The sequence below is a fragment of the Pseudidiomarina aestuarii genome, from assembly GCF_048263735.1.
GTDB classification, from domain to species: Bacteria; Pseudomonadota; Gammaproteobacteria; order Enterobacterales; family Alteromonadaceae; genus Pseudidiomarina; species Pseudidiomarina aestuarii_B.
The window spans coordinates 193896-214420 of record NZ_JBLXDX010000003.1 but is presented as its reverse complement, the minus strand read 5'-3'; the positions used below and the strand labels follow the sequence as shown (position 1 = coordinate 214420).

The 20525-nt window shown below is 47.8% G+C and carries 21 protein-coding genes; 15 read left to right on the top strand and 6 right to left on the bottom strand.

What is annotated here, in order from left to right; all coding sequences use genetic code 11:
* Positions 1–90 precede the first annotated feature (90 nt).
* Positions 91–768: a LytR/AlgR family response regulator transcription factor gene (locus tag ACN0S4_RS08145; protein WP_417657188.1), complete on the bottom strand. Its 678-nt coding sequence runs from the start codon at positions 766–768 to the stop codon at positions 91–93.
* On the bottom strand, positions 765–2084 hold the full coding sequence (locus ACN0S4_RS08140) for a sensor histidine kinase (protein WP_417657187.1): 1320 nt from the start codon (positions 2082–2084) through the stop codon (positions 765–767). Before ACN0S4_RS08140 ends, ACN0S4_RS08145 begins: the two co-directional genes overlap by 4 nt.
* A gap of 190 nt (positions 2085–2274) precedes the next feature.
* Here ACN0S4_RS08140 and ACN0S4_RS08135 point away from each other — a divergent pair, with 190 nt between their 5' ends.
* From ACN0S4_RS08135 to ACN0S4_RS08120, 4 genes are all read left to right on the top strand, one after another.
* Positions 2275–3147 carry an ATP-binding cassette domain-containing protein gene (locus tag ACN0S4_RS08135; protein WP_417657186.1) on the top strand — a complete coding sequence of 291 codons (873 nt, stop codon included), beginning with the start codon at positions 2275–2277 and terminating at the stop codon, positions 3145–3147.
* On the top strand, positions 3147–6347 hold the full coding sequence (locus tag ACN0S4_RS08130; protein ID WP_417657185.1) for a hypothetical protein: 3201 nt from the start codon (positions 3147–3149) through the stop codon (positions 6345–6347). The genes ACN0S4_RS08135 and ACN0S4_RS08130 overlap by 1 nt, the downstream gene beginning before the upstream one ends.
* Positions 6348–6489: 142 nt before the next feature.
* Positions 6490–7245, top strand: coding sequence for a type 1 glutamine amidotransferase domain-containing protein (locus tag ACN0S4_RS08125; RefSeq protein ID WP_417657184.1), 756 nt, complete (start codon positions 6490–6492; stop codon positions 7243–7245).
* 215 nt (positions 7246–7460) lie between these two features.
* Positions 7461–9242: a S9 family peptidase gene (locus ACN0S4_RS08120; RefSeq protein WP_417657183.1), complete on the top strand. Its 1782-nt coding sequence runs from the start codon at positions 7461–7463 to the stop codon at positions 9240–9242.
* A 169-nt stretch (positions 9243–9411) separates the two neighbouring features.
* Here the strand turns inward: ACN0S4_RS08120 and ACN0S4_RS08115 are convergent, their stop codons facing one another.
* From ACN0S4_RS08115 to ACN0S4_RS08100, 4 genes are read right to left on the bottom strand one after another with little or no spacing between them, the layout of a single operon-like run.
* Positions 9412–10563 carry an alpha/beta hydrolase-fold protein gene (locus tag ACN0S4_RS08115; RefSeq protein ID WP_417657182.1) on the bottom strand — a complete coding sequence of 384 codons (1152 nt, stop codon included), beginning with the start codon at positions 10561–10563 and terminating at the stop codon, positions 9412–9414.
* Entirely contained in the window at positions 10560–11186 is a 627-nt protein-coding gene (locus tag ACN0S4_RS08110) for a hypothetical protein (protein ID WP_417657181.1), read from the bottom strand. The genes ACN0S4_RS08115 and ACN0S4_RS08110 overlap by 4 nt, the downstream gene beginning before the upstream one ends.
* An 18-nt stretch (positions 11187–11204) precedes the next feature.
* Positions 11205–11450 (bottom strand): DUF2798 domain-containing protein, encoded by a 246-nt coding sequence (locus ACN0S4_RS08105; RefSeq protein ID WP_417657180.1) that lies wholly within the window; start codon positions 11448–11450, stop codon positions 11205–11207.
* Between the two features lie 43 nt (positions 11451–11493).
* Positions 11494–12387 (bottom strand): pirin family protein, encoded by an 894-nt coding sequence (locus ACN0S4_RS08100; protein ID WP_417657179.1) that lies wholly within the window; start codon positions 12385–12387, stop codon positions 11494–11496.
* Positions 12388–12508: 121 nt separating this feature from the next.
* On the opposite strand from ACN0S4_RS08100, the gene ACN0S4_RS08095 reads away from it, so the two are divergent.
* The 11 genes from ACN0S4_RS08095 to ACN0S4_RS08045 all read left to right on the top strand — a co-directional run bounded on the left by ACN0S4_RS08095 (position 12509) and on the right by ACN0S4_RS08045 (position 20485).
* Entirely contained in the window at positions 12509–13426 is a 918-nt protein-coding gene (locus ACN0S4_RS08095) for a LysR substrate-binding domain-containing protein (protein ID WP_417657178.1), read from the top strand.
* A gap of 169 nt (positions 13427–13595) precedes the next feature.
* Positions 13596–14234, top strand: coding sequence for a DsbA family oxidoreductase (locus tag ACN0S4_RS08090; RefSeq protein ID WP_417657177.1), 639 nt, complete (start codon positions 13596–13598; stop codon positions 14232–14234).
* Between the two features lie 17 nt (positions 14235–14251).
* Positions 14252–15244, top strand: a complete 993-nt coding sequence (locus ACN0S4_RS08085; protein ID WP_417657176.1) for a cyclase family protein — start codon at positions 14252–14254, stop codon at positions 15242–15244.
* A gap of 3 nt (positions 15245–15247) precedes the next feature.
* Positions 15248–15874 carry an NAD(P)H-dependent oxidoreductase gene (locus tag ACN0S4_RS08080; RefSeq protein WP_417657175.1) on the top strand — a complete coding sequence of 209 codons (627 nt, stop codon included), beginning with the start codon at positions 15248–15250 and terminating at the stop codon, positions 15872–15874.
* A 3-nt stretch (positions 15875–15877) separates the two neighbouring features.
* Positions 15878–16309 carry a DMT family transporter gene (locus ACN0S4_RS08075; protein WP_417657174.1) on the top strand — a complete coding sequence of 144 codons (432 nt, stop codon included), beginning with the start codon at positions 15878–15880 and terminating at the stop codon, positions 16307–16309.
* Between the two features lie 4 nt (positions 16310–16313).
* Positions 16314–17003: a GNAT family N-acetyltransferase gene (locus ACN0S4_RS08070; protein ID WP_417657173.1), complete on the top strand. Its 690-nt coding sequence runs from the start codon at positions 16314–16316 to the stop codon at positions 17001–17003.
* Positions 17003–17881 (top strand): LysR family transcriptional regulator, encoded by an 879-nt coding sequence (locus ACN0S4_RS08065; protein WP_417657172.1) that lies wholly within the window; start codon positions 17003–17005, stop codon positions 17879–17881. Before ACN0S4_RS08070 ends, ACN0S4_RS08065 begins: the two co-directional genes overlap by 1 nt.
* Positions 17874–18002: a hypothetical protein gene (locus ACN0S4_RS08060; protein ID WP_417657171.1), complete on the top strand. Its 129-nt coding sequence runs from the start codon at positions 17874–17876 to the stop codon at positions 18000–18002. The genes ACN0S4_RS08065 and ACN0S4_RS08060 overlap by 8 nt, the downstream gene beginning before the upstream one ends.
* Positions 17995–18555: a flavodoxin family protein gene (locus ACN0S4_RS08055; RefSeq protein ID WP_417657170.1), complete on the top strand. Its 561-nt coding sequence runs from the start codon at positions 17995–17997 to the stop codon at positions 18553–18555. Before ACN0S4_RS08060 ends, ACN0S4_RS08055 begins: the two co-directional genes overlap by 8 nt.
* 24 nt (positions 18556–18579) lie before the next feature.
* Positions 18580–19266 carry a response regulator transcription factor gene (locus tag ACN0S4_RS08050; protein WP_417657169.1) on the top strand — a complete coding sequence of 229 codons (687 nt, stop codon included), beginning with the start codon at positions 18580–18582 and terminating at the stop codon, positions 19264–19266.
* The gene (locus tag ACN0S4_RS08045; protein WP_417657168.1) at positions 19256–20485 is read left to right on the top strand and encodes a sensor histidine kinase; all 1230 of its coding nucleotides are present in this window, start codon (positions 19256–19258) and stop codon (positions 20483–20485) included. The genes ACN0S4_RS08050 and ACN0S4_RS08045 overlap by 11 nt, the downstream gene beginning before the upstream one ends.
* The last annotated feature ends 40 nt before the right edge of the window (positions 20486–20525 follow it).

Genomic DNA, 20525 nt, shown 5'->3' with positions numbered 1-20525 from the left:
CACTCCGACAGGAGTCGAACCTGTGTCCTCTGCCTCCGAAGGGCAGTCATGGAGCGGTTCTTTCGGTGTGTAATTGCAAGGTTGGCTAGGTTACCAAAGGTCAGCCAAGTCAGCTTTGAATGATTTACCAATCGGAACCTTACGGCCACTTTTCAGTGTCAGACTGGTTGCGTCCTTCGCGATAATATGAGCTTTGTTGACCAAGACAGACTTGTGCACCTGCATAAAATCTCCGGACGGAAGTTTTTCTGCAAGAGTTTTGAGAGGCCCGTGAGTGAGACAGCACTGCTGATCCTGCCAAACTTTGACAAAGTTACCGTAGCTTTCAAAGCATTCGATGCAATCGAGCCAAACTTTTCGGTCTTCACGATCGACGCGGAGAACCACGCTCTGACGCTCGTTAGACGATGTAGTGCTCGATAAACGTTGTCGCACTTTTTCGATTGCCTGCGCAAAACGCTCGGCGCGCACAGGTTTGAGTAAATAGTCAGTGACATCCAGCTCAAAACCTTCGATTGCGTATTCTTGAAAGGCTGTGCATAAGATAACTTGTGGCTTATTTGCCATCACGCGCAGCATATCGACACCTGACAGGCCCGGCATCTGAATATCTAGGAACATCAAATCAACTTGGTGTTGTGCAAGATAGCTCAGCGCTTCAGTAGCGCTATTGCACTGTTTAACCACACGAATGTCGTCGTATTCTTTCAGGTAATGTAAGAGCACATCGTGCGCCAGAGGCTCGTCATCGACAATTAGGGCTTTCACAATACAATCCTCAACTCAGCTTGCCATAGTGAACCGTTTTGTTGGCTCGTTAAATTGTGTTGTCCGGGGTAGGTCAGTTGCAGACGGCGACGCAGATTTTCTAGTCCAATACCGTGCTTGTGCTTGTGCTTAGCACTGGCACTGTCGGCGAGGCTATTCATACAGGAAAAGACAAATTCGCCTTTTCCGAGGTTGGCGTGAATGTCAATTCTACCCGCCGCGGCACTCGGCTCTATGCCGTGCTTGAATGCATTTTCGACCAACATAACCAACAATAAGGGTGCGATTTTAGCCTGCGTGTCGCTAACATCAATCTGCCAAGTAAGCTGGCAACGGTCGCCCAGGCGCATGCGTTGCAGTTCGATATAGTTCTTCAAATAGTCCAAGTCTTCTGAGAGTAAAACGCGGGACTTTTGCCCCTCATAGACAACATAGCGCAGCAAGTCAGCTAAATTTAATAGCATAGGTGCTGCATTCGAAGCGCCGGTTAAACATAACGCGTAGAGACTATTTAAGGTATTAAAAAGAAAGTGAGGGTTCACCTGCTGCTGCAGCATTTTAAGCTCAGCCTGAACTTGTTGTTGCTTGAGTTCAGCGACTTCTTTTGCGCCTTGCTGCCGCTCAAACGCCAGTATGACAGGTGCGGTCAATGCCCAAATGGATACCGCCGCAAATAGGTTCATGGCGGCAAAGATATTATGGTCTTCGGACGGTAATAGTGACTGTTCAGGGATGGTAAGCGGCAGCTGTAATACCAACCATGCAAAAACAGGATAAGTCAGTAGCAACCACAGACTGCTACTGAGCAGATAAACATAAACGCCATGCTGCGCAAGCACTTTACGAATAAACTGGTAGCGATTCATCCAGTAGTAAAAAAAGATAATCGCTGCCATCACTCCGAACTGCCAAAAGTAATGCAGTGAAAGTTGCCACTCTTGCAATATCAGAATGGGATCAAAGACTGGCTCAAGTGGCTGGTTACGCATGGGGTCTGGATTGTAGACAAATAGACTCGTCATAAATACAGTCCAGACCAGCAATAACACAACGAGAGCAGCGTCGAGAGAGGCTAAATAGCGGAACCATACCATTCGCTTATTTGATTGGCTTGATCGTTGCAAAACAAGATGCAACCAATAGATAAAAATTAAAATGCCAGCGAGCAAGAGAAAGCGTGCGAAGCTGAATGCGTTAAGAGCTGATCCGCTGGACGCTTGCAATGACAGAAAGACTTCAATAACTAGAGCCGTCAGCAGAGGAAGTAATACGGCCAAACGATAGTGTTTTAGTCCAGTGAAATTCAGCTTGCTCATGCTTTTGCTCATAAGATTTATTTCTAATCACTTTACCTAGTCTATGCGAAAGTCTCACTTTTTGTCTGACAAAGGCTTCAATTTTAATGACGAAAGGCACTTTCATCATGAAATCCAGTACCTTCAACATCCTTCGCTTTCTTCACACCAAGTTGCTCTCTAGTCTCTTGTCCAACAGACAGGAGCGACTATGTTACAACTTGACTCAATCTCAAAAACCTACGCTGATGGAACCCAAGCTTTAAAGCAGGTTTCCATGACTCTAGGCACAGGCATGGTAGGCTTGCTGGGCCCCAATGGTGCTGGTAAATCAAGCTTGATGCGAACGATTGCCACGCTGCAAGAGGCTGATAGCGGCTCAATTAAAATGAACGGCGAATGTGTGCGTTCCAACCCTTTATTTTTGCGCCGTCAACTAGGCTATCTACCCCAGTATTTTGGTGTGTACCCGCACATTTCGTGCCGCGCATTGCTTGAGCACATTGCGATCCTCAAAGGACTTAATGACACGGAATTACGCCAAGAGCAAATTGAGAGCTTGCTGGAGCTAACCAACCTAACAAAAGCTGCTGAACGCCAAGTACGTCATTTTTCCGGCGGCATGTTGCAGCGTTTTGGGGTTGCCCAAGCGCTCCTGGGTAATCCGCAAGTGTTGATCCTAGATGAGCCTACCTCAGGACTCGATCCTGCTGAACGTTTGCGCCTACATAAAGTGCTACATGAAGTAGCGAAAACCAGGTTGTTGTTACTCTCTACCCATATCGTTGAAGATATCGAACACCTTTGTGCCAATACCTATATCTTGCTCGCAGGTGAGGTTGTTGCCAGTGGTCCCACTGATTCGTTATTTAAGTCGTTAGAGGGCAAGGTTTGGCAAGGTGCTATCGCTATCGAAAAGCTGCCTGCCGACGCTCATGTTTTAACTGAGAACTTGCATTATGGCCAGCAAGTTTATCGTGTGTTCGCTGAGTCGCAGCCGCATCCAGCGCTGACGCCAGCGAAACCATGCCTACAAGACCGTTACTTCCTCCATTTAAATGGTATTGCATGGGGAGAGTATTAATGTTTCGTCAGATTCTTAGCTCAGAACTGCGCTTGCAGTGGCGACAGCCGCTCTTTCTCGTCTTACTGTTGGTTGCTCCAATGTTCGGCTATTTCGTCGGGCAGGGAATTAGCGCCTCCCAAGCAGAATTATTCCAGCGCTTCCATCTGCAGCAAGTGACGGGAGCCTTGAGTATGATGGCGCTTCCATGGGTCACGGCAATACTGGGCGTCGCAGTGCTCTTTCGCGACCAATTGAGCGGTATGGCTGAGCTTACCCAGGCCCTGCCCGTCGAGCGAGTGAAGCTACAAGGTAAAGTCGTTGTCGGACTTGTGTTGTCGATTTACGCGCTTTGTTTTATCGCTGTGTGTGGTCTATTCGGCGGTCTTTTGACGCAAGCACACGTGCTACCGTCATTGATGGAGTTAGTACGCGTGTTCCTCCATATGCAAGGACTGCTTCTAGTATTAGCGATGCCCGCGCTTGTGCTATTTCTCGCTATGTATTGGTTGTTAAGAAATCTAGCAGCGCCGGCTATCGTTATTTATCTGCTAGCCCTTATATTGTTTGTGGCCTACATGGCGCTGTCGAGTGCCAGTGGCTCTCCATTAATGGCTGGTGCACAAGCCCCCGATCTAATTTTTAAAGAGATTTGGAGCTATCTTGATTGGTTTGGTTTGACGGCGCTATTCGAGAAGGATATCGACTGGCAGGTGTTGGTTATGAATCGAATACTGATAATCACGCTTTCTGGAATTTTTGTAGCACTAGCGTTACGCACAGCACGCAAGTCGTCTTCGGTGTCTAAAAAGGCGCCTAAAAAAGCGACTGCAAGAGGTAATGACAAAGCGCAATTGAAGCCGGTAAAGAAGGGAGCATCGAAGCTGGCTTTTGTGGCCACTTCACCGCGTTTTATAACGCAATTAATGGCATTAGTGCGCTTCAATTGCGGCCAATTGATTCTGCATCCGGGTGCCTTATTTCTGGGCTTGCTGTGGATGATGATTCTGTTTGCAGAAGTGTATCCAGCGCTAGATTTTGCCGAAGTTGGCGCGACCTTGCATGGGCTAAGTCTCGATGCCATCAATCGAATTATGTGGGACTTGGTACCTTTGTTCGGTTCGGTAGTAATGATTTACGTGAGTTACACACTTACTTGGCGCGATCACCATCATAATTTTGCCTTGGTCAGTGAGTCGTTGCCGGTATCGTTGGCAGTGCGCTTTGCCAGTCGCCTTGCGGTTTTACTCACAGTTTTGAGCTATTTTTTGGTTCTGACGGTTGCAGCTGCAGCGATGAGCCAAGTGCTACATAGCAGTTCTATACAGTGGCTTGAATATGGCTATTTTATAGTTTTCGCGGGTTTACCTTTGGCGTTAAAGGGAATCACGTTTCTTGCGATTTTAGGCCTTATCAAACACCGCGTGATTGCGCTTGGCCTTAGCCTGTTGATTTTATTATTTGAGTTTACGCCGTTGCCGACGTTGATGGGGTTAACACATCCGCTATTTGGCTTGTTTACCACGCCACTCAGCAGTGCCGACGTTATGTTGGGCTATGCGGCCAACGAAGATGGATTTTGGGCTTTCAGTGTGTTCTGGTTATTGCTAACTATGACGTTGGTGAGTTTGGTCTTTTGGCGAACGGTGGATGTATCCACGCGCTTCGTACGCCGGGTTAATGTGTCGGTAATTGTCACCTTACTAATTCTTACAGGGGGGCAAGGTTATTCAATTCAGCAGGAGTTGGCAAAGGACGGCAAGGTGTTAGCATCGCCAGAATTACTGCAGCTACTTGCTGATTATGAGCGCAACTACAAGTCGTTCGCAGACTTACCGATGCCTAACATTGACAACGTCGACACCAAAATTGAGATGTTTCCCCAACAACGCCGTGTGAAGATAAGTGGCGCCTACACCCTGTCAAATCCACATGACGAACCCATTGATACTATTCTTGTGGGTGAAAATTGGCGTTCTCCTTTGCAAGAGCTTGAACTGCTGGTGCCAAGTCAGATGATCTACGACCAGGAACAAGGGCAATATGTTTTTAAATTAGCTGCCGCACTAGCTCCTGGGCAACACACGACTTTGCGCTTTTCGTTGCAGCTGCAACAAAGCGGCTATCAGGCGCTACCGAGTCATAAGATAATGACCTCTGAGTTTGTGTACTTGCGAGCGATCCCCTATTTCCCTGAGCTTGGTTACTTACCAATTAGAGAAATTGCCAATAATGATTTTCGCCGTAACTACGGCTTACCGCCACATAGCGAGTCGTCTACAGAAGCAAAGCTGCGAGCGCGCGACGCAAGCAAAGATCGCTATGACTGGTCGCAATTGACGACGTTGGTGAGTGCCCCAAAGGGCTATCAAACCTTTAGTCAGGGCGAGTTGGTCGCTGAATGGCAAGAGGGTGAGCGGGTGTATCGAAAGTACACCACGCAAGAACCAGTGCGCCGGGTACAAGCCTTTATTGCAACGCGTGCAGAAGTTAGCAAGCAGTCGTTCGATAACCAGATCTTGCAAGTTGCACACTTACCCCAACACCGTGGCAACGTCGCTATGACGCTTGCAGCGATGGAGCACACTACAGCGTTCCTGTCTGGGTCGATGGGGAGCTTTCCCGGGAAAACGCTGACTTTCATCGAAACGCCGGATCTGGGGCCTTCTGGTTATGCGCTACCGCAGCTCGTTCTCATTGGCAGTCGTATCGGTTTTCGCGCGCGACAAGATGATGGCCAGCCGTTCAGTCATGCGTATCGTCGTGCCGTGCACGAGACCGCACACCAATGGTTTGGTCACATGTTGGGAAATGGCGTGGATGAAGACAATTCTTTCCTAATTGAATCGATGGCCAAGTATGTTGAGCTTGTCATGTTGGAACGCCACTATGGCATCGACGCCATGCAAGCGTTGGTCGATTATGAGCGCGAGCGCTATACCCATGCTGAGAATTTTAATAACCAACCGATGGTCAGCCTAATTAGTGCGGAAAGCCCACATGATAGGTATTCGCGCGCGACCTTAGTCTTTGCGCAACTGCGCGCCGAAATGGGTGATGAGCCAATACTGGCCGCGCTTGCCGAAGTTGCCCAAAAGCACCGTTATCCGCAGCCACCGGCTAGCTCTCTCGACTTTGTTGATGCATTAGTTGCGAAGGCGCCCGAGCATGAAGTACTCATCGAACGCTTGCTTGTCGAGCCGCGATTCAAGACTAAGTAAGGTGAACCAATGGTTTCACGTCTAAACTTGGTACACGAACAGGTATTGTGATTTGGGCTTCACATTGTCTTCACGCTAAAGGCATTAAGCTAAGAAGGGCTTGCATCTAAATTGCCGAATAATTTTGAAAGAGGATTGAAGAATGAAATTTATTTACCTACTTATGCTCAGTATCGTGATTGTTATCTCTGCTCCCGCAGAAGCAAAGCCTGAAAGAAAGGTTCTGATCGTCGTTTCCAACGCGGTGGATATGGGCGACCCTGAGAAGCACGATGCGCGAAATGACCTTTTTGAAGTTGCTCCGCCATATCATGTGTTCAAAAGCCATGGCTATGAAGTCGACTTTGTCTCGCCTAAAGGAGGCCAGGTACATTTTTCAAGAGACCCATTGGGCATCATCAGTTACACCATCAAATACGAAGGCTTTGGCAACAAGGTGAAGAACAGCCTTAAGCCAAGTGACGTCGATCCCAGCGATTACTGGGGTGTCTTTTCGGGAGGTGGTTACGGAGTCATGTTCGATGTGGCAAGTGACGAAGAAATTCAGTCAATTATTGCGGAGATCTACGAAGCAAATGGCATCGTGGGTGTAGGCGGTCATGGCTCAGCAAGTATTGCTAACGTGAAGCTGTCTAACGGTTCTTATTTGGTCAACGGTAAAAAGGTTGCTGGCTTTCCAAACTCTACAGAAACCAGTAAACCCTGGGCTAAGCAGGGAACCTTATTGCCTTTTCTAATTGAGGATCAACTTAATAAACATGGGGCAATCGCGCTAAACAAAGAAACGCTTGCAGACAAGAGCGCAGTGGTCATTGATCAGCGCATCGTATCTACCATGTTTTTGCCGTCTGCAGCTTTAGTGGCGAAAGAAATGATTATCTTGAAAGAGTCGCACTAAGATTCGCACAGATGGAGATGGCTATGAACAGTAATCTGTACAAAAAAAGCCACATCTTTGTGTCTGTTTTGGGGCTACTCATTAGTAGTCAGGTCTGCGCACAAGCCGGGGGCACATAAGGGTACGATGCCTCGATAGAGGCAATTGAACCTCAAGCGATCACGTTTGATGTAGGTCTTGCAGGCACATCACCCCCTGAGATTGGTCGTCTTATTGTGGCGGACAGTCAAGGTGCTTCTTACACCAAAATGTCACCGGATGGTGAGTATATTGCCTATGTGTCAACGGTCACTGGCAATCGTCAGCTTTGGCTGCGCCCAGTCGCCGGTGGACAATCTAAGCAACTGACTTTCGGTAGCGGTATAACAGGCTATTTTTACTGGGCGCCAACAGGGCACCAAATTCTGTATGCGGCGGACAACAATGGCAACGAGCAGGAGTCCTACTTTCTCCTTGATGTAGCTACGTTCTCTGAGCGCGAAGTCTTACCTGCTGTCGCGGGAGGCTTCCGGTTTTTTGGTGGGTTTATCGATCCGAGCACTATTATTTACGCGAGTACGGAACGTAATGGGCTCGAGTTTGATTTGTATGTTGCGGATCTCGTTTCTGGCGAAATCGATATGGTCTACAAGGGGCGGATGGGGCTATCTATTGCTTCAGTGTCGCCGGACGGTAAATGGGCTTTGATGGTCGAACGAGTCGGGGCAGACTCAGATAACCTCTACCTTTTTGACATCGACAAACAGGAGCTAACTACGCTTTCGAAACCTGAGCGCAGAGCAAATCATTCGAATGGCGGCTTTGCATGGACGCGTGACAGTAAGGGCTTTTACTTTGCTAGCAATCTCAATCAGGAATACCAGAACGTCGCTTTTTATGATTTGAAATCTGGCATGCGCTGGGTGGCACAAGATGATTTTGAGATGGAAGAGGTAACGCTATGCCATGGCGATCAATTCCTCATGTGGACCAATAATGTCGATGGTGAGAGTAAGCCTCAAATCAAAAGTCTGAAAGGTGCGCAGGATCCTTCGCTTCCTGAGCTACCGGACGGCGTGAAGGGATTACAATGCGCAACGAGCGGCAAGCAAGCGATAATTACCAACGACGGCTGGCGCGATCCTGGGTCGATGTACAGTTGGGACTTTGCTTCTGTCGCTCATCCTGTCTTTACGGCGAGCCTAGCGGGTGTCCCTCAGTCGTCATTGGTGCAACCGCAAAGTATCCGCATGAAGGCCCGTGATGGTGTAACGCTGCAAGGGCTTTTATATTTACCTCATGGTAATTCAGAGACGCCGCCACCCACCGTATTCCGTGTTCATGGCGGGCCAACTGAGCAGTCTCGACCGGTTTTTGATGCCATGACCCAATACTTGGTAAATCAGGGAATTGCTGTATTTCGACCGAACGTACGTGGCTCAACAGGGTTTGGTCACACCTACATGACGCTCGATGATCGCAAGAAGCGCCTTGACAGTATTCGTGATCTTATCGATATGCATGCTTACTTGGCGGAATCAGGGATTATCGATGGGAATAATGTTGCCGTTGCAGGCGGCAGCTATGGTGGCTATGCAGTAAATGCTGCGTTGGCTAATTTCCCTGGGCATTTCACCGCTGGCGTCGCGCGCTTTGGTGTCTCGGACTGGGTTACTGCATTACAGATTGCATCACCATCACTCAAAGCGGCGGATATCATCGAATACGGCGACATAAGCGTTCCCGAATGGTTGGCTTACTACCAGCAGTATTCACCCATTCGACAAGCCGATAACATTAACGTATCGGTACTCTATTCGCATGGTGTGATGGACCCACGAGTTGATATCTCTGAAACTGAAACCATGGTTAAAACGCTCCGAAAAAACGGCGTCGAGGCTCCTTTCATTCGAATGCCAAACGAGGGCCATGGTTGGCGGAGACTGGAAAACCAAATGTTCTATGCGCAGCAGGAGGTGGCTTTTCTAAAACGTGTGTTGCACATGGCACACCCTTAACAGCTTATGCATCATTATGAAAAAAACACTGCGCTAAGTATTATTACTCTTGCACATCCCAGCGGGGGCAATTTTGCCCCCGCATTTAATTCACCGAAATGCCATGAGAAATACAGTTCATTATTGAGATGGTTGAGAGGGATTTGCCATCACTCAGTTAGTGACACAATTAGTTTTGCATGTTCTCCCTGACTCTGGCAGCACTCTCTTGATAGGTTGCGACGGTACCACGTCCCTTTTCCGCTAACTCGATGGCATTTTCATAAGCGTCCAGAGCTTCGTTCAATCGACCGCCTTTTTCATAAGCCTGACCCAGCCAAAACCAGCTGTTGGGGAAGTCTGAGTACGCGTCGGCATTGCGCTCAAAAACAATTGCAGCGTCGGCATAGCGTTCTTGCTCCATTAAGTCGAGCGCGAGAAATACATAGGTTTCAGCGGACTGCTTAGCTTCTGTGCCGTATGTTTTTGCAACGTTTTCCTCATGTTCAAGAAAGGCTTCAGACGAGAAGTTTTCTTTCAGCTCGGCGGATAAAAGCATGTCGGAGAAGATGTGCTTGAAGCCATAATAAGTAGTTAATAAAGGGGCAGACATGTGGCCTTCGCTTTCGAATTGACGCTGTGAGATAGCGAGGCCTGTTGCCTCTGGCGTGGCATCAATAAATCGCTTCATTTCTTGCTTCATGCCATAGCCATCATCTTCACCAATGCCATAAAAAATACGCTTATCAGATAAAGTAGATGGCTCAATACTCGACATTTGCGCGAGCATCATTTCTCCATCCCACCAAAGTGCTGGGGCAATGATTACGTAGCTATCGAATAAATCTGGGTCGTTCATCATGCTGTAAGCAGCGAAAAGGCCGCCAAAAGAGTGACCGACAACCGCTTGATGGTCATTCATCCGATGTTTTGTCTGGAGTTCTGGGATGAGTTCAGTCTGAATAAACCGTGTGAACTTCTCCGCACCGCCGGCGGTCGGGTATTGTTCGCTTGCTGTTGGAGCAAAGTGATACGTCCGGTCTTCGCTGACGATACCGACGATAATCGCTGGTGGCATGTAGCCGGTACGTACCAAAACTTCGTGACTGCCGACCACATGTGACTGGTTATAACCACCATCTAGCACGAAAATAGTCGGGTAGTCTGCGTTAGATCTCGCGTAACCCTTTGGTAGCGAAACGTAGTAAGTAATCGTTTCTTCGGTTACTTTAGATTCGATTTCGAATACATCTGCAAGTTGCAGTTGCTCGATTGGATCTGCAAAGCTTGGCTTAAGCAAGCTCAAAGTGGTGAGTACCAGAAAAAGGTAAAGGTGTTTCATGAATTTTCCTCAGCAATACGCTGTAAATTGATTTTCGTAACTTCTCGAAGATAGATTTCAATATATTCTGGCAATAATTGAGCGTGATTCATTTTTTCAAATAGCCGCTCTAAGGCCGACCTATTTTTCGACGTCAGATGTACGATTTTCCATGTGTTTTGAGGGTTGTGTTCGTCTCCTATGACGCCATGCTGCACATGAAAGAGAGGTTGCTTATCAGTGGCGTTAAATTCGCCATGTTCTGGAGAGTTCGCATGCGCTTCGCCGATAAAGGTGACTACTTTTGCTGTATGGTCAACGCGAACACTCTCAATGACAGTTCCGTAGAAACTGTCATCAAGCCATAAACGTTGCTTTGACACGCGCGTGAACAAATCGGCCTTGCCATTTCGAGAATAACCCCACGAGGCAGCTGAACCGGCCTTAATTACTGAGGGAATAAACAAGTCTGGGCGAGAGGCTTTGTGCGTTTCCATGTCCCATAATTGGGTTTTGGTCATGCTTAGGCTTGGAGTGCTTCGGTAACTACGCGCAAGGACTTGATTGACATCTAACGGAGCTAGCTCAATTTTTACAAACTCAGGATTGTCCCAAGCATTTTGAAACTCATCTAAATGATTCATGTCAACGACTCCTTAGCTCTACTCAACAATTACTTTTGTAGTGAAAGCTTTGATCATGGGTGCAAAAACAAGGCTTGCAGGGCAGGCGATGGCAAAGCTAATCAGCCATGAGTCAACCCATTTAGCAATGAACGGGGCAAAGTGGTGCGCTAATTGGTTAGCTGATGTATCTACTAGGGCCCAGTAAAACGATAGAACCGCAGACATCAGGACCGACATTAAAATAGCGGCCAATGACATGCGTTTAATTTCTAAAAATCTCATACTTCACCTCGTACGTTGCGTTAATCAGATAACCCAGACAGATTTATTCTTTAGGTGGAATCGTGCCAAACAAACCTTTTGCTTGCCGCGCTAACGTTCTAGCCATAAAGCTAGGGTCGGCAGCGACTAACGGACCTTGCTGGAAAAATGGTTCGTTTAGCGGTTGTCCGGACAACACCGCGAATCGAGCGACTTCACTCCCAGTATTTGCAAGATGAACACGTAAATCGTTTATTTCGCTTTTTAGCGAAACAGAAGCGCCATTTTCTAAAGTCACGCTGGATGAGCCAACTTCTATTTGTAGCGCGCCCGAAATAGCATAAATCCAAGCGTCTTCACCTTCGTTAACGGCAAAGGTGAAATGTTTCGCCTTCTCAATTGAGCCATCAAGAATTGTTAGCGGCGTTGAGGGTGACTGTTTAGATGTTATGCCGTTGCAAGAGCCAAGGAGTATGCGTACGCGTGCTCCTTCGCTTTCAATGATAGGCATGTCTGCAGCCTTGATATGTAGTGACTCCGGTGTGTCATTTTTCTTCTCATTAGGCATATTAACGAACACTTGAAGACCATGAATCCGAGCTCCTTCGCGTGGTTCCTCGTCGTGAAAGACGCCGGAGCCAGCCTTCAACCAATACAAGTCACCTGGGTTAATATCAAAGTCGTTACCTAATGAGTCACGATTATGAAATTTCCCAACAGAGTCTTCAAAAATGATCGATACTGCTGATAGGCCTGCATGGGGGTGCGCGCCAAATGTCGTACCCGTCATGGTATAGTGATCGACCATAATGAGTGGGTCGAATCCGATATCATAATTCGCATGTCGAAAGGCCAAGGCATTGAAAGCGTCGCCGACGGTGAACGGGCTACCAATCACCTTCTTGTTCAATTTGAATAGTTGTTGACCTTCATTCCGCGCTGTTGATAAGTAAGTCATGATGCACTCCGTTTATATGCAATGTGTCCTTTAATGATAGAAGGCGGTAGCAAGCAAATAAATGGCTAAAAAATGAACAAAGCGTTCTAAAAATAGAACGCATTTGAGCCGGGGGAGCTCTATGGTGATTGATATCAATGATTACTATTACTTTGTTAAAGTAGTCGAGAACCGAGGTTTCTCGAGTGCTGCACGAGCGTTGAACACTTCCAAGTCAAAAGTTAGCCGTCACGTTGCCAAGTTAGAGGAACGGTTGGGGCATCGATTATTGCAACGAACGTCGAGACACTTTAATACGACTGAAGCAGGGGAGCTGTTTTACCTGCGAGCGCGTCGCGTTATTGACGCGATGGAGCTAGCGGAAAACGCTATGTCAGGTATCAGTGAAGGTATAGCCGGAACAGTCAGTTTGAGTAGCTCCGTGGGCGTGGCTAACTTCTTGGTAAAAGAACTGATGATTGATTTTTTGGAGCGTAATCCAGAGGTCATCGTCAAGCAAAACACCTCAAATGAGTATATTGATATTATCCCTGCAGGGCTCGATATGGTGATAAGAGGGCATCAGGGCGCCTTACCTGATTCGAGTTACATCCAAAGGAAAATGGCCAAAGTCGATTGGTACCTTTTTGCGAGTCCCGACTTTCTTGCAAAATTGAACGTTGCTATTGCTAGCCCAACTGACATTATCGGCTTAAGTGCTTTAGGGTTTGGCTGGCAGTCGATCGAGAAGAGCTGGTCGCTACAACATAAACAAGAACCCATTGTTGAAGTCGCTTATCGTCCACATTTCTGCTCTGATGATATGTGGACATTGAAACGCGCTGCCGAGCGCGGTCAGGGACTTGTTTCACTACCCGCTTATGTTTGTAAAGAAGAGATAGCCAAAGGCTCCTTGGTAAGAGTCCTGCCAGAATGGATTACCGCTTCCACTCAACTATCGATATTGCAGCCATCTCGAAAGGGAGTTTCCGAGGCCACGAAGGCGTTGTCAAATTACCTATGTGAAAACGCACAAAGACTTGCAAACCCAGGTTATTAAACTAAAACCGATGCAATGAAAGTGGTTTTCACCGAGTGAAGTCGAACTGCTAACTTCTTGTTTAAACGGGAAAGTACGATACATGCTTTTTTTCGTTGAGTAGCATCGATAATAGTCATTTTCTTGTTTATCAACACCGCACTAACCTTATAGCCGTCAGAAATACTGAATGAGGTTAGTTGTGACTACGATAGAGTTTTTTCATGATGCGGTATGTGGGTGGTGCTATTTGCTATCACCCCGTTTACGTAAAATCGCTGCGAAATACCCTGTGAAGATTGTGCACCGCGCTTTTGTGCTGCAGCGCAACGAACGCGAAATGATTGCGCGATTCGGCTCGCTGGCGCAAGCCAAGCAAGAAATCCTACAGCATTGGGAGCAGTGTCAGCGCTACGCTGAACACCCAGAACTGATCAATATTGAACGCATGCGCGCTGCACCTTTTGATTATCCAACGGGTTATCTAGCGGCACTTTACGCCAAAGCGATTGAAAAGTTGGGTGGACAGCAAGCGCATTGGGACTTTTTTGATGCAGTCCAACGTGCGCATTTGTATGAAGCTCGCAATATAGCTGACGTTCAAGAACTCAACGCCATTGCCAAAGCACAAGAATTTACCTACCCCGAATTGTTGGCGACCTTGTATTCGCCAAAAGTCAAACAAGCGGTCATAAACGACAAATTGCGTGCCGAAAACTTTGGTATCCGTACGATTCCCTCATTAGTCATTGATGACACGAAAGTTGTTTCGCAAACACTCACATTTGATCAACTTGAACAACTCATTGCAACGCATGTAGCAAGCTAACATGCGGAGGAGGAACTATGAATATCGTAGTAAGCGCATTACTTGCTGTCGCTATGCAAGCGACACCAGCCCAACAGTATGTGGGCACCAGTCCATGGGGCGAGGATGACGAAATCGGTCGTCTCAATATGATGACGCCGGAGAGCCAAGCGGCTGTCATGGCGAACATTGATGCCCGAAATGTTTACGACCTATCGGTCGAATATTTTGTCGGGATGCCGAGCTGGCAAGCTGCTGGCGATCCGCATTATCAATTCTGGATGACCCATACGCCACGTGGCGCAGTGGTTGATGACGTGCTCGGTATGGGCGAAGAGGTCAACCAGCATGTTAGCTACTCGGGTAGCGCCGTGTCTATGTATACCCACACCGGCACGCACATTGATGCTTTCAGTCACTTTGGCTTGGATGGTGAAATCTACAATCACTTCAACGCTGATGAACACCTTGGCGACAAGGGCTGGCAACGCAGCGGTGCGGAAACTATTCCGCCATTAGTCGCGCGTGGTGTGCTCATCGACCTACCTAAAGCAAAAGGGCTCGACATGTTGCCCGACAATTATCGGGTAACGGTTGCGGACATTAAACAAGCACTCGAGCAACAGCGGGTGAAATTGCAGGCGGGCGATGTCGTCTTATTACGCACTGGACGCATGCAAAATTACGAGCAAGCAGCACAATTCATGGCCAATTCACCAGGCTTAGGTATGGCAGCAGCGACGTATTTAGCTGAAGAGGGTGAAGCGATGATCATTGGTGCTGATAATCTCAGCTTTGAAGCCTTTCCGTCAGAGGTCGAAGGTAACTATGTTCCCGTCCATACATACCTTTTGACCCAACTAGGCGTGCCTATTATGGAGCTGGTAAATCTGGAAGAACTTGCTGCAGCGGAAGTTTATGAATTTGCTTTTGTCGGCGGCTCATTGAAATTACGTGGTGCTGATGCAGCACCGCTGCGTCCGCTTGCCTTCCCATTCAAAACGTCGACTACAGAGACTAACGAGGATTAAGTCATGGCTATTTTAGAAGCATTGAACTGGCGTTACGCCGTGCGTGAATTCAGTGATACGCAATTATCGGACGAAACTATTGCAGAGCTTGTTGAAGCCACGCGCTTAAGTCCTTCTGCTTATGGTCTGCAACCTTATAAGCTGCTGGTGGTTAAGTCACCAGAGGTGAAAAGTGAGCTACTACCTTATGCGATGGGGCAAACCAAGGTTCGTGATTGTTCGCACCTATTTATTCTAACCGTGAATACCACGATTGATGCTGAGTTCATCGAGCAACACTTCGCTCATGTAGAAATTGAACGTGGTCTTGAAGCGGGGGCATTGGCGGGTTTCACGCAGCACGTCAAAGACGTGATGTTGTCAATGTCTGCTGAGCAACTTCAGCAGTGGGCCGAGAATCAAGTGCATATTGCACTGGGCAACTTATTAACGACTGCTGCACTGAAACAAGTCGATGCTTGCCCGATGGCAGGCTTTGAAAATCAGGGCTTTGACGAGGTATTAGGCCTTACAGAGCTGGGGCTCCGAAGTGCAGTGATTTGTGCGTTAGGTGAGCGCGCGGACACTGATGCGAGCAGCGCTGAACGTAAAGTGCGCCTACCGATAAACGATTTTAGCTTGGAGATCTAGGACATGTTATTGCTAATGGCGTTATTCGCTGGCGCCCTCATTGCACTGCAAGCGGGAATCAACAGTCAGCTCGGTGTTTTATTGAAGAACTCTTTGATGGCCACCGTGGTTGCATTTGCCTTGAGTGTTTTGGTCAGCGGTCTTGCGCTTATTAGCTTTACCAGCCAATGGCCAAACTGGAGCGAAGTACGTGCGGTGCCTTGGTATCTGTGGTTAGGCGGGATTATGAGCGCAACCGGTGTCGGTCTGTTCTACTTCTTGATCCCCAAAATGGGGGTGGGAGCCATGATGTCCTACGCACTTACCGGGCAACTCGTTCTTGCCGTAGTCGCGAGTCACTTTGGTTGGTTTGGTTTACCGCAAGTGCCGTTAAACCAAACCAAATTAATCGGGTTAAGTGCAATGGTCGTTGGCCTAGTCTTATTAAATAGGTAATCAAATGAAGACATACCTTAAGAAAAACTACATGAACTTGCTCGATCTCTGGCGTTGTTATGGTGCGAAGGAACAGAACGGTTTATGGTTTTCGACGAGTTGGCCGCATCGGGTCTGGCATGATTCGCTGGATACAGAACAGACACTGCTGAGTTTGCAACAAAACGAGCTAAACTCAACTCAGCAGCTAGTATTGATATCCGCGCCTGAAAGAGGGCCGGAAGGGCTGCAAGCAGACGTCAGTCTTACCTTCATGCATTTACTGACTCCACAGGAACATCAAATTCTTGCTGTGGGAACCGATCTGGAATTACTCGATAGTCATGACGAGGCTGGCATTGGCGCCTTCAAGCAAATGTGCAGTGAAGGTTTTGGCTATTCTATGGAAGTTGCTCCTTTGCAACGAGCTGCTCGCGAAGAGGGCGTGAAATTAGGTTTTTTACGTGTGCATGGCGAGCGGGTGGCGACCGCGCTCCTCTATCAGCAGGGCACAACCATAGGTGTATTCCAAGTGGCTGTGACTAGCGCTTTCAGAGGTAAAGGTTACGCGACTGAAGTGATGCTGCATTGCATTAAGTGGGCGCAACAGCGGGGCGCAGAAGTCATGACTTTACAGGCCTCGGAGATGGGTCTCAATCTCTACCGACGTTTGGGCTTTCAGGAAACAGGTTCGATAACCTTTTGGAGAAAGTAATGCATCGTATATCTCTAGAACAGTGGCGTATGTTTATTGCTGTCGTCGATAATGGAGGCTTTGCGCAAGCCGGAGATGCGCTTTATAAAACGCAGTCAACCATAAGTCATAGCATTAAAAAGCTCGAACAAACGGTCGGTAAGCCCCTGTTTGAGGTGGTTGGGCGAAAAGCGGTACTGACTCCTTACGGCGAAAGCCTGCTAGCCGCGGCGCGCACATTGGTAAGTCATGCCGATGCTCTTGAACATGACGCGATTTCACAGCACAGCGAAATCCGCAGTACTTTTAATCTCGCTGTGGATATTTTATTCCCTGCCTCGCAGCTATGGCGAGCGTTATCAAGACTTGCCGCTGACTTCCCTGATCTCAATATTCAACTCCATGAAACTGCGCTCTCACGCTGTGGTGAGTTGCTAGATGATGGCACGGTTGATGTAGGTATCGCGAGTTCCATTCCCAAAGGTTACGTCTCACAACTTGCGACAACCGTCGATCTTTGCGCTGTTGCGCATAGAGATCACAGAATGGTTGGAGATAAAAAACATTCACTTCAAGAGCTAGAGCAACATCGTCAGCTCGTGGTTCGCGATGCTGGGTTGCGAGGTAACGTTAACTCAGGCTGGTTGGGAGCTGTTAGTCGGTTAACGGTCAGTAATCTCGAACAGTCCTGGCAGGGGGTTCAGCACAAAGCTGGCTTTGCTTGGCTACCAATATGGTTCTTAGAGCATAAAAATGACGCTGACGTCGTCCAACTCAACCTTGATAACGGCCATATGCGCACGGTCGCATTGCAGCTGGCTGTACGCCCTGAGCTTGCCTCCAGCAAGGTGGTCAAAGCATTTACAAGCTATGTAACGGAAGAGCTAAAAGATGAGTAGTAACATTTCGCGCTGGCAGGGTGTACAGATGATTTACGCAGTAATTTGTTTTTTGCCATCGCTCATGGATATGGAGCACGCGAATGGTGCGTTGCAAAAGATAGGAAAGTATCATGATTAAATTGGGCATCATCTATTTTAGTGCAACCGGAGCGACGGAAACCTTAGCTCAGCAAATTGAGCATGGCGCTAATGCCATTGGCGATGTTGAGGTGATGCGTTTTCGCATCGACAAAAAGCAACTCGTTGATGGGCGTTTTGTTGATCAAGACACGCTCACTCAGCTTGGCAAATGCGACGCCATCATATTTGGCTCACCAACCTATATGGGTGGGGTAGCTAGTCAGTTTAAAGCGTTTGCAGACGCCACCAGTGAATTGTGGTGTGAACAATTGTGGGCGAATAAATTAGCTGCTGGCTTTACCTGTGGTAGTGCGCCGAATGGCGATCAATCCGGCACCTTACATTATTTTTTCACACTGGCCTGCCAGCAAGGCATGTTGTGGGTCAGCATTGATGCGGCGCATGGCTACACCAAGCAAAACGTTAATCGTCTAGGTAGTCAGCTTGGCGTGGTCGCGCACGTCAATGGCGAGGGAGTGCATGAAGCGGATAAATCTACCGCCGCTTATTTAGGGCAACGCATTGTGACATTGGCACAACGTATGAGGTAACTACGTGAGCTGCCGGGACCTAACATGAAAGCGTTACTTATTGAAGATAATGCAGTGCTAGCACGCCAAATCACCGAGTTTCTTGGTGATAACGGTGTGGTTGTGGACTATGCGATGACAGCTCGTCATGGCACGCATCTCGCTTTAAGTGAAACGTATGATTTAGTTATTGTGGATGTCATGCTACCCGACTCGAATGGCTTTGAGGTGACTAAATCAATCAGGGAAAAGTCAGCTATCTACCTACCGATTCTTATGCTCACAGCGCGGGATGCGATCGCTGATAAAACCGAGGGCTTTACGGCTGGTGCAGACGATTATTTAACCAAGCCTTTCGACTTACATGAACTGTTGCTGAGATGCCAATCACTGTGTCGGCGACATCAGTTATATCAGCCAAAAGTCCTGAAAGTTGGGCCGCTTACGCTGGATAGTGTAGCGCGCGTCGCTCATCGAAATGGTCACCCCCTTCATCTAGGACAAATCCCATTCCAAATACTGGAAACCTTAGTTGAAGCGCATCCTCAGCCCGCGAGTCGGGCTTTACTGATCCATCGAATATGGGGTGATGAGCCCCCTGAAACTGATGCGCTGAAGTCGCATATTTATCAATTACGGCACATTCTCGACAAAGGTTTTGACTATCCAATGTTGAAAACTGTGACAAACTTAGGTTATCGACTGGATTTGGGAGCGGCTGATGAAGCGTAGCATTCGGCGTAAGGTATTTGTCCTATTGCTAGCTTTTAGCTGCTTCATATCGGTGATGTTCGCTGGTATTGCCTTCGTTGTCAGCTTCGCCACAGAAGATAAAGTTATTGAGAACGTGCTCAATGATGAAGTTGATTATTTACGAGAGCGTTATAAAGACGGGCTGAGTTTGACGTCAAGACTTTCCCACGTTGCGGTATTCACATCGAATCAACCAATGCCATTGGAGTATCAGGAACTATTGGCTTCTGCATCGTCTGCAGATCAGGAGGTCACTGACAAGCAACAGCGACATTGGCACATTAAGACGTTGACTCTGTCTGAGGATATGACGGCTTATGTCTTTCTTAATGCGACGTCTTGGCTTGCGCTTCCTTCAATCCTGAACGAGGTGTCACTACTATTATTCCTGCTACTGGTAGCTTCATTTACTATCGCCTTTGCAATAGCCTACGGATTAACGCGCAAAATCACTAGGCCACTGATTCATTTATCTGAACTAGTGACGACTCAGCCACAGGCAATCTCGTCTTCGCTGGAGGTTGAGCGGCAGGACGAAATAGGAAACTTGGCAAGGTCATTCCAAAGAACACTTTCTTCTTTACAGGGCGCTCTTACACGAGAGAGTGACTTTACTCGCGATGTAGGCCATGAGCTCCGTACGCCAATAGCAGTAATTAAAAACTATCTGACACTTCAGCAGCGTCGGCCGTTAACGCCCGATGAACTGTCGGAGCAGGAAAAGCAAATTAACTACGTGAGCACCTGTGTCGATTCCTTGATGGCTTTGGCAAGAGCTGAAGTGGTCGAGAAGCAAACCTTCTATTTACGGGCGTTGATTGAAGAGACATTGATGAACACGCTTAGTGAGGAGCAACTTGAACGCTTCGACTTTAGAATTGACGTTCCCTATGATCTAAAAATCACTGCGCATAAGGCTTTATGCATTGTTTTGATCCGAAACTTGATAGGCAATGCTGTCAACTATGCGCAAAGTCCCGAGATCAGCATAGAAGCTACGCAAAGTTATTGGCGATTTAGCAATTCAGCAGACTCCGTTCCCGAGATTCCGTTGTCGCGTCAGAGCAAAGGCAAGACGAGTGAGGGGATAGGGCAAGGTCTCTACTTGGTAGAGCGCATTGCCGCAGCGCAAGAGTGGAAATGTGACTGTTCTTTGGTTTCGCATAAGTTCTCGATTACTTTTTATTGGTCAATCTAACACCTTCTCCCGTTTTTTGACTTCACCTGTTTTTCACCTC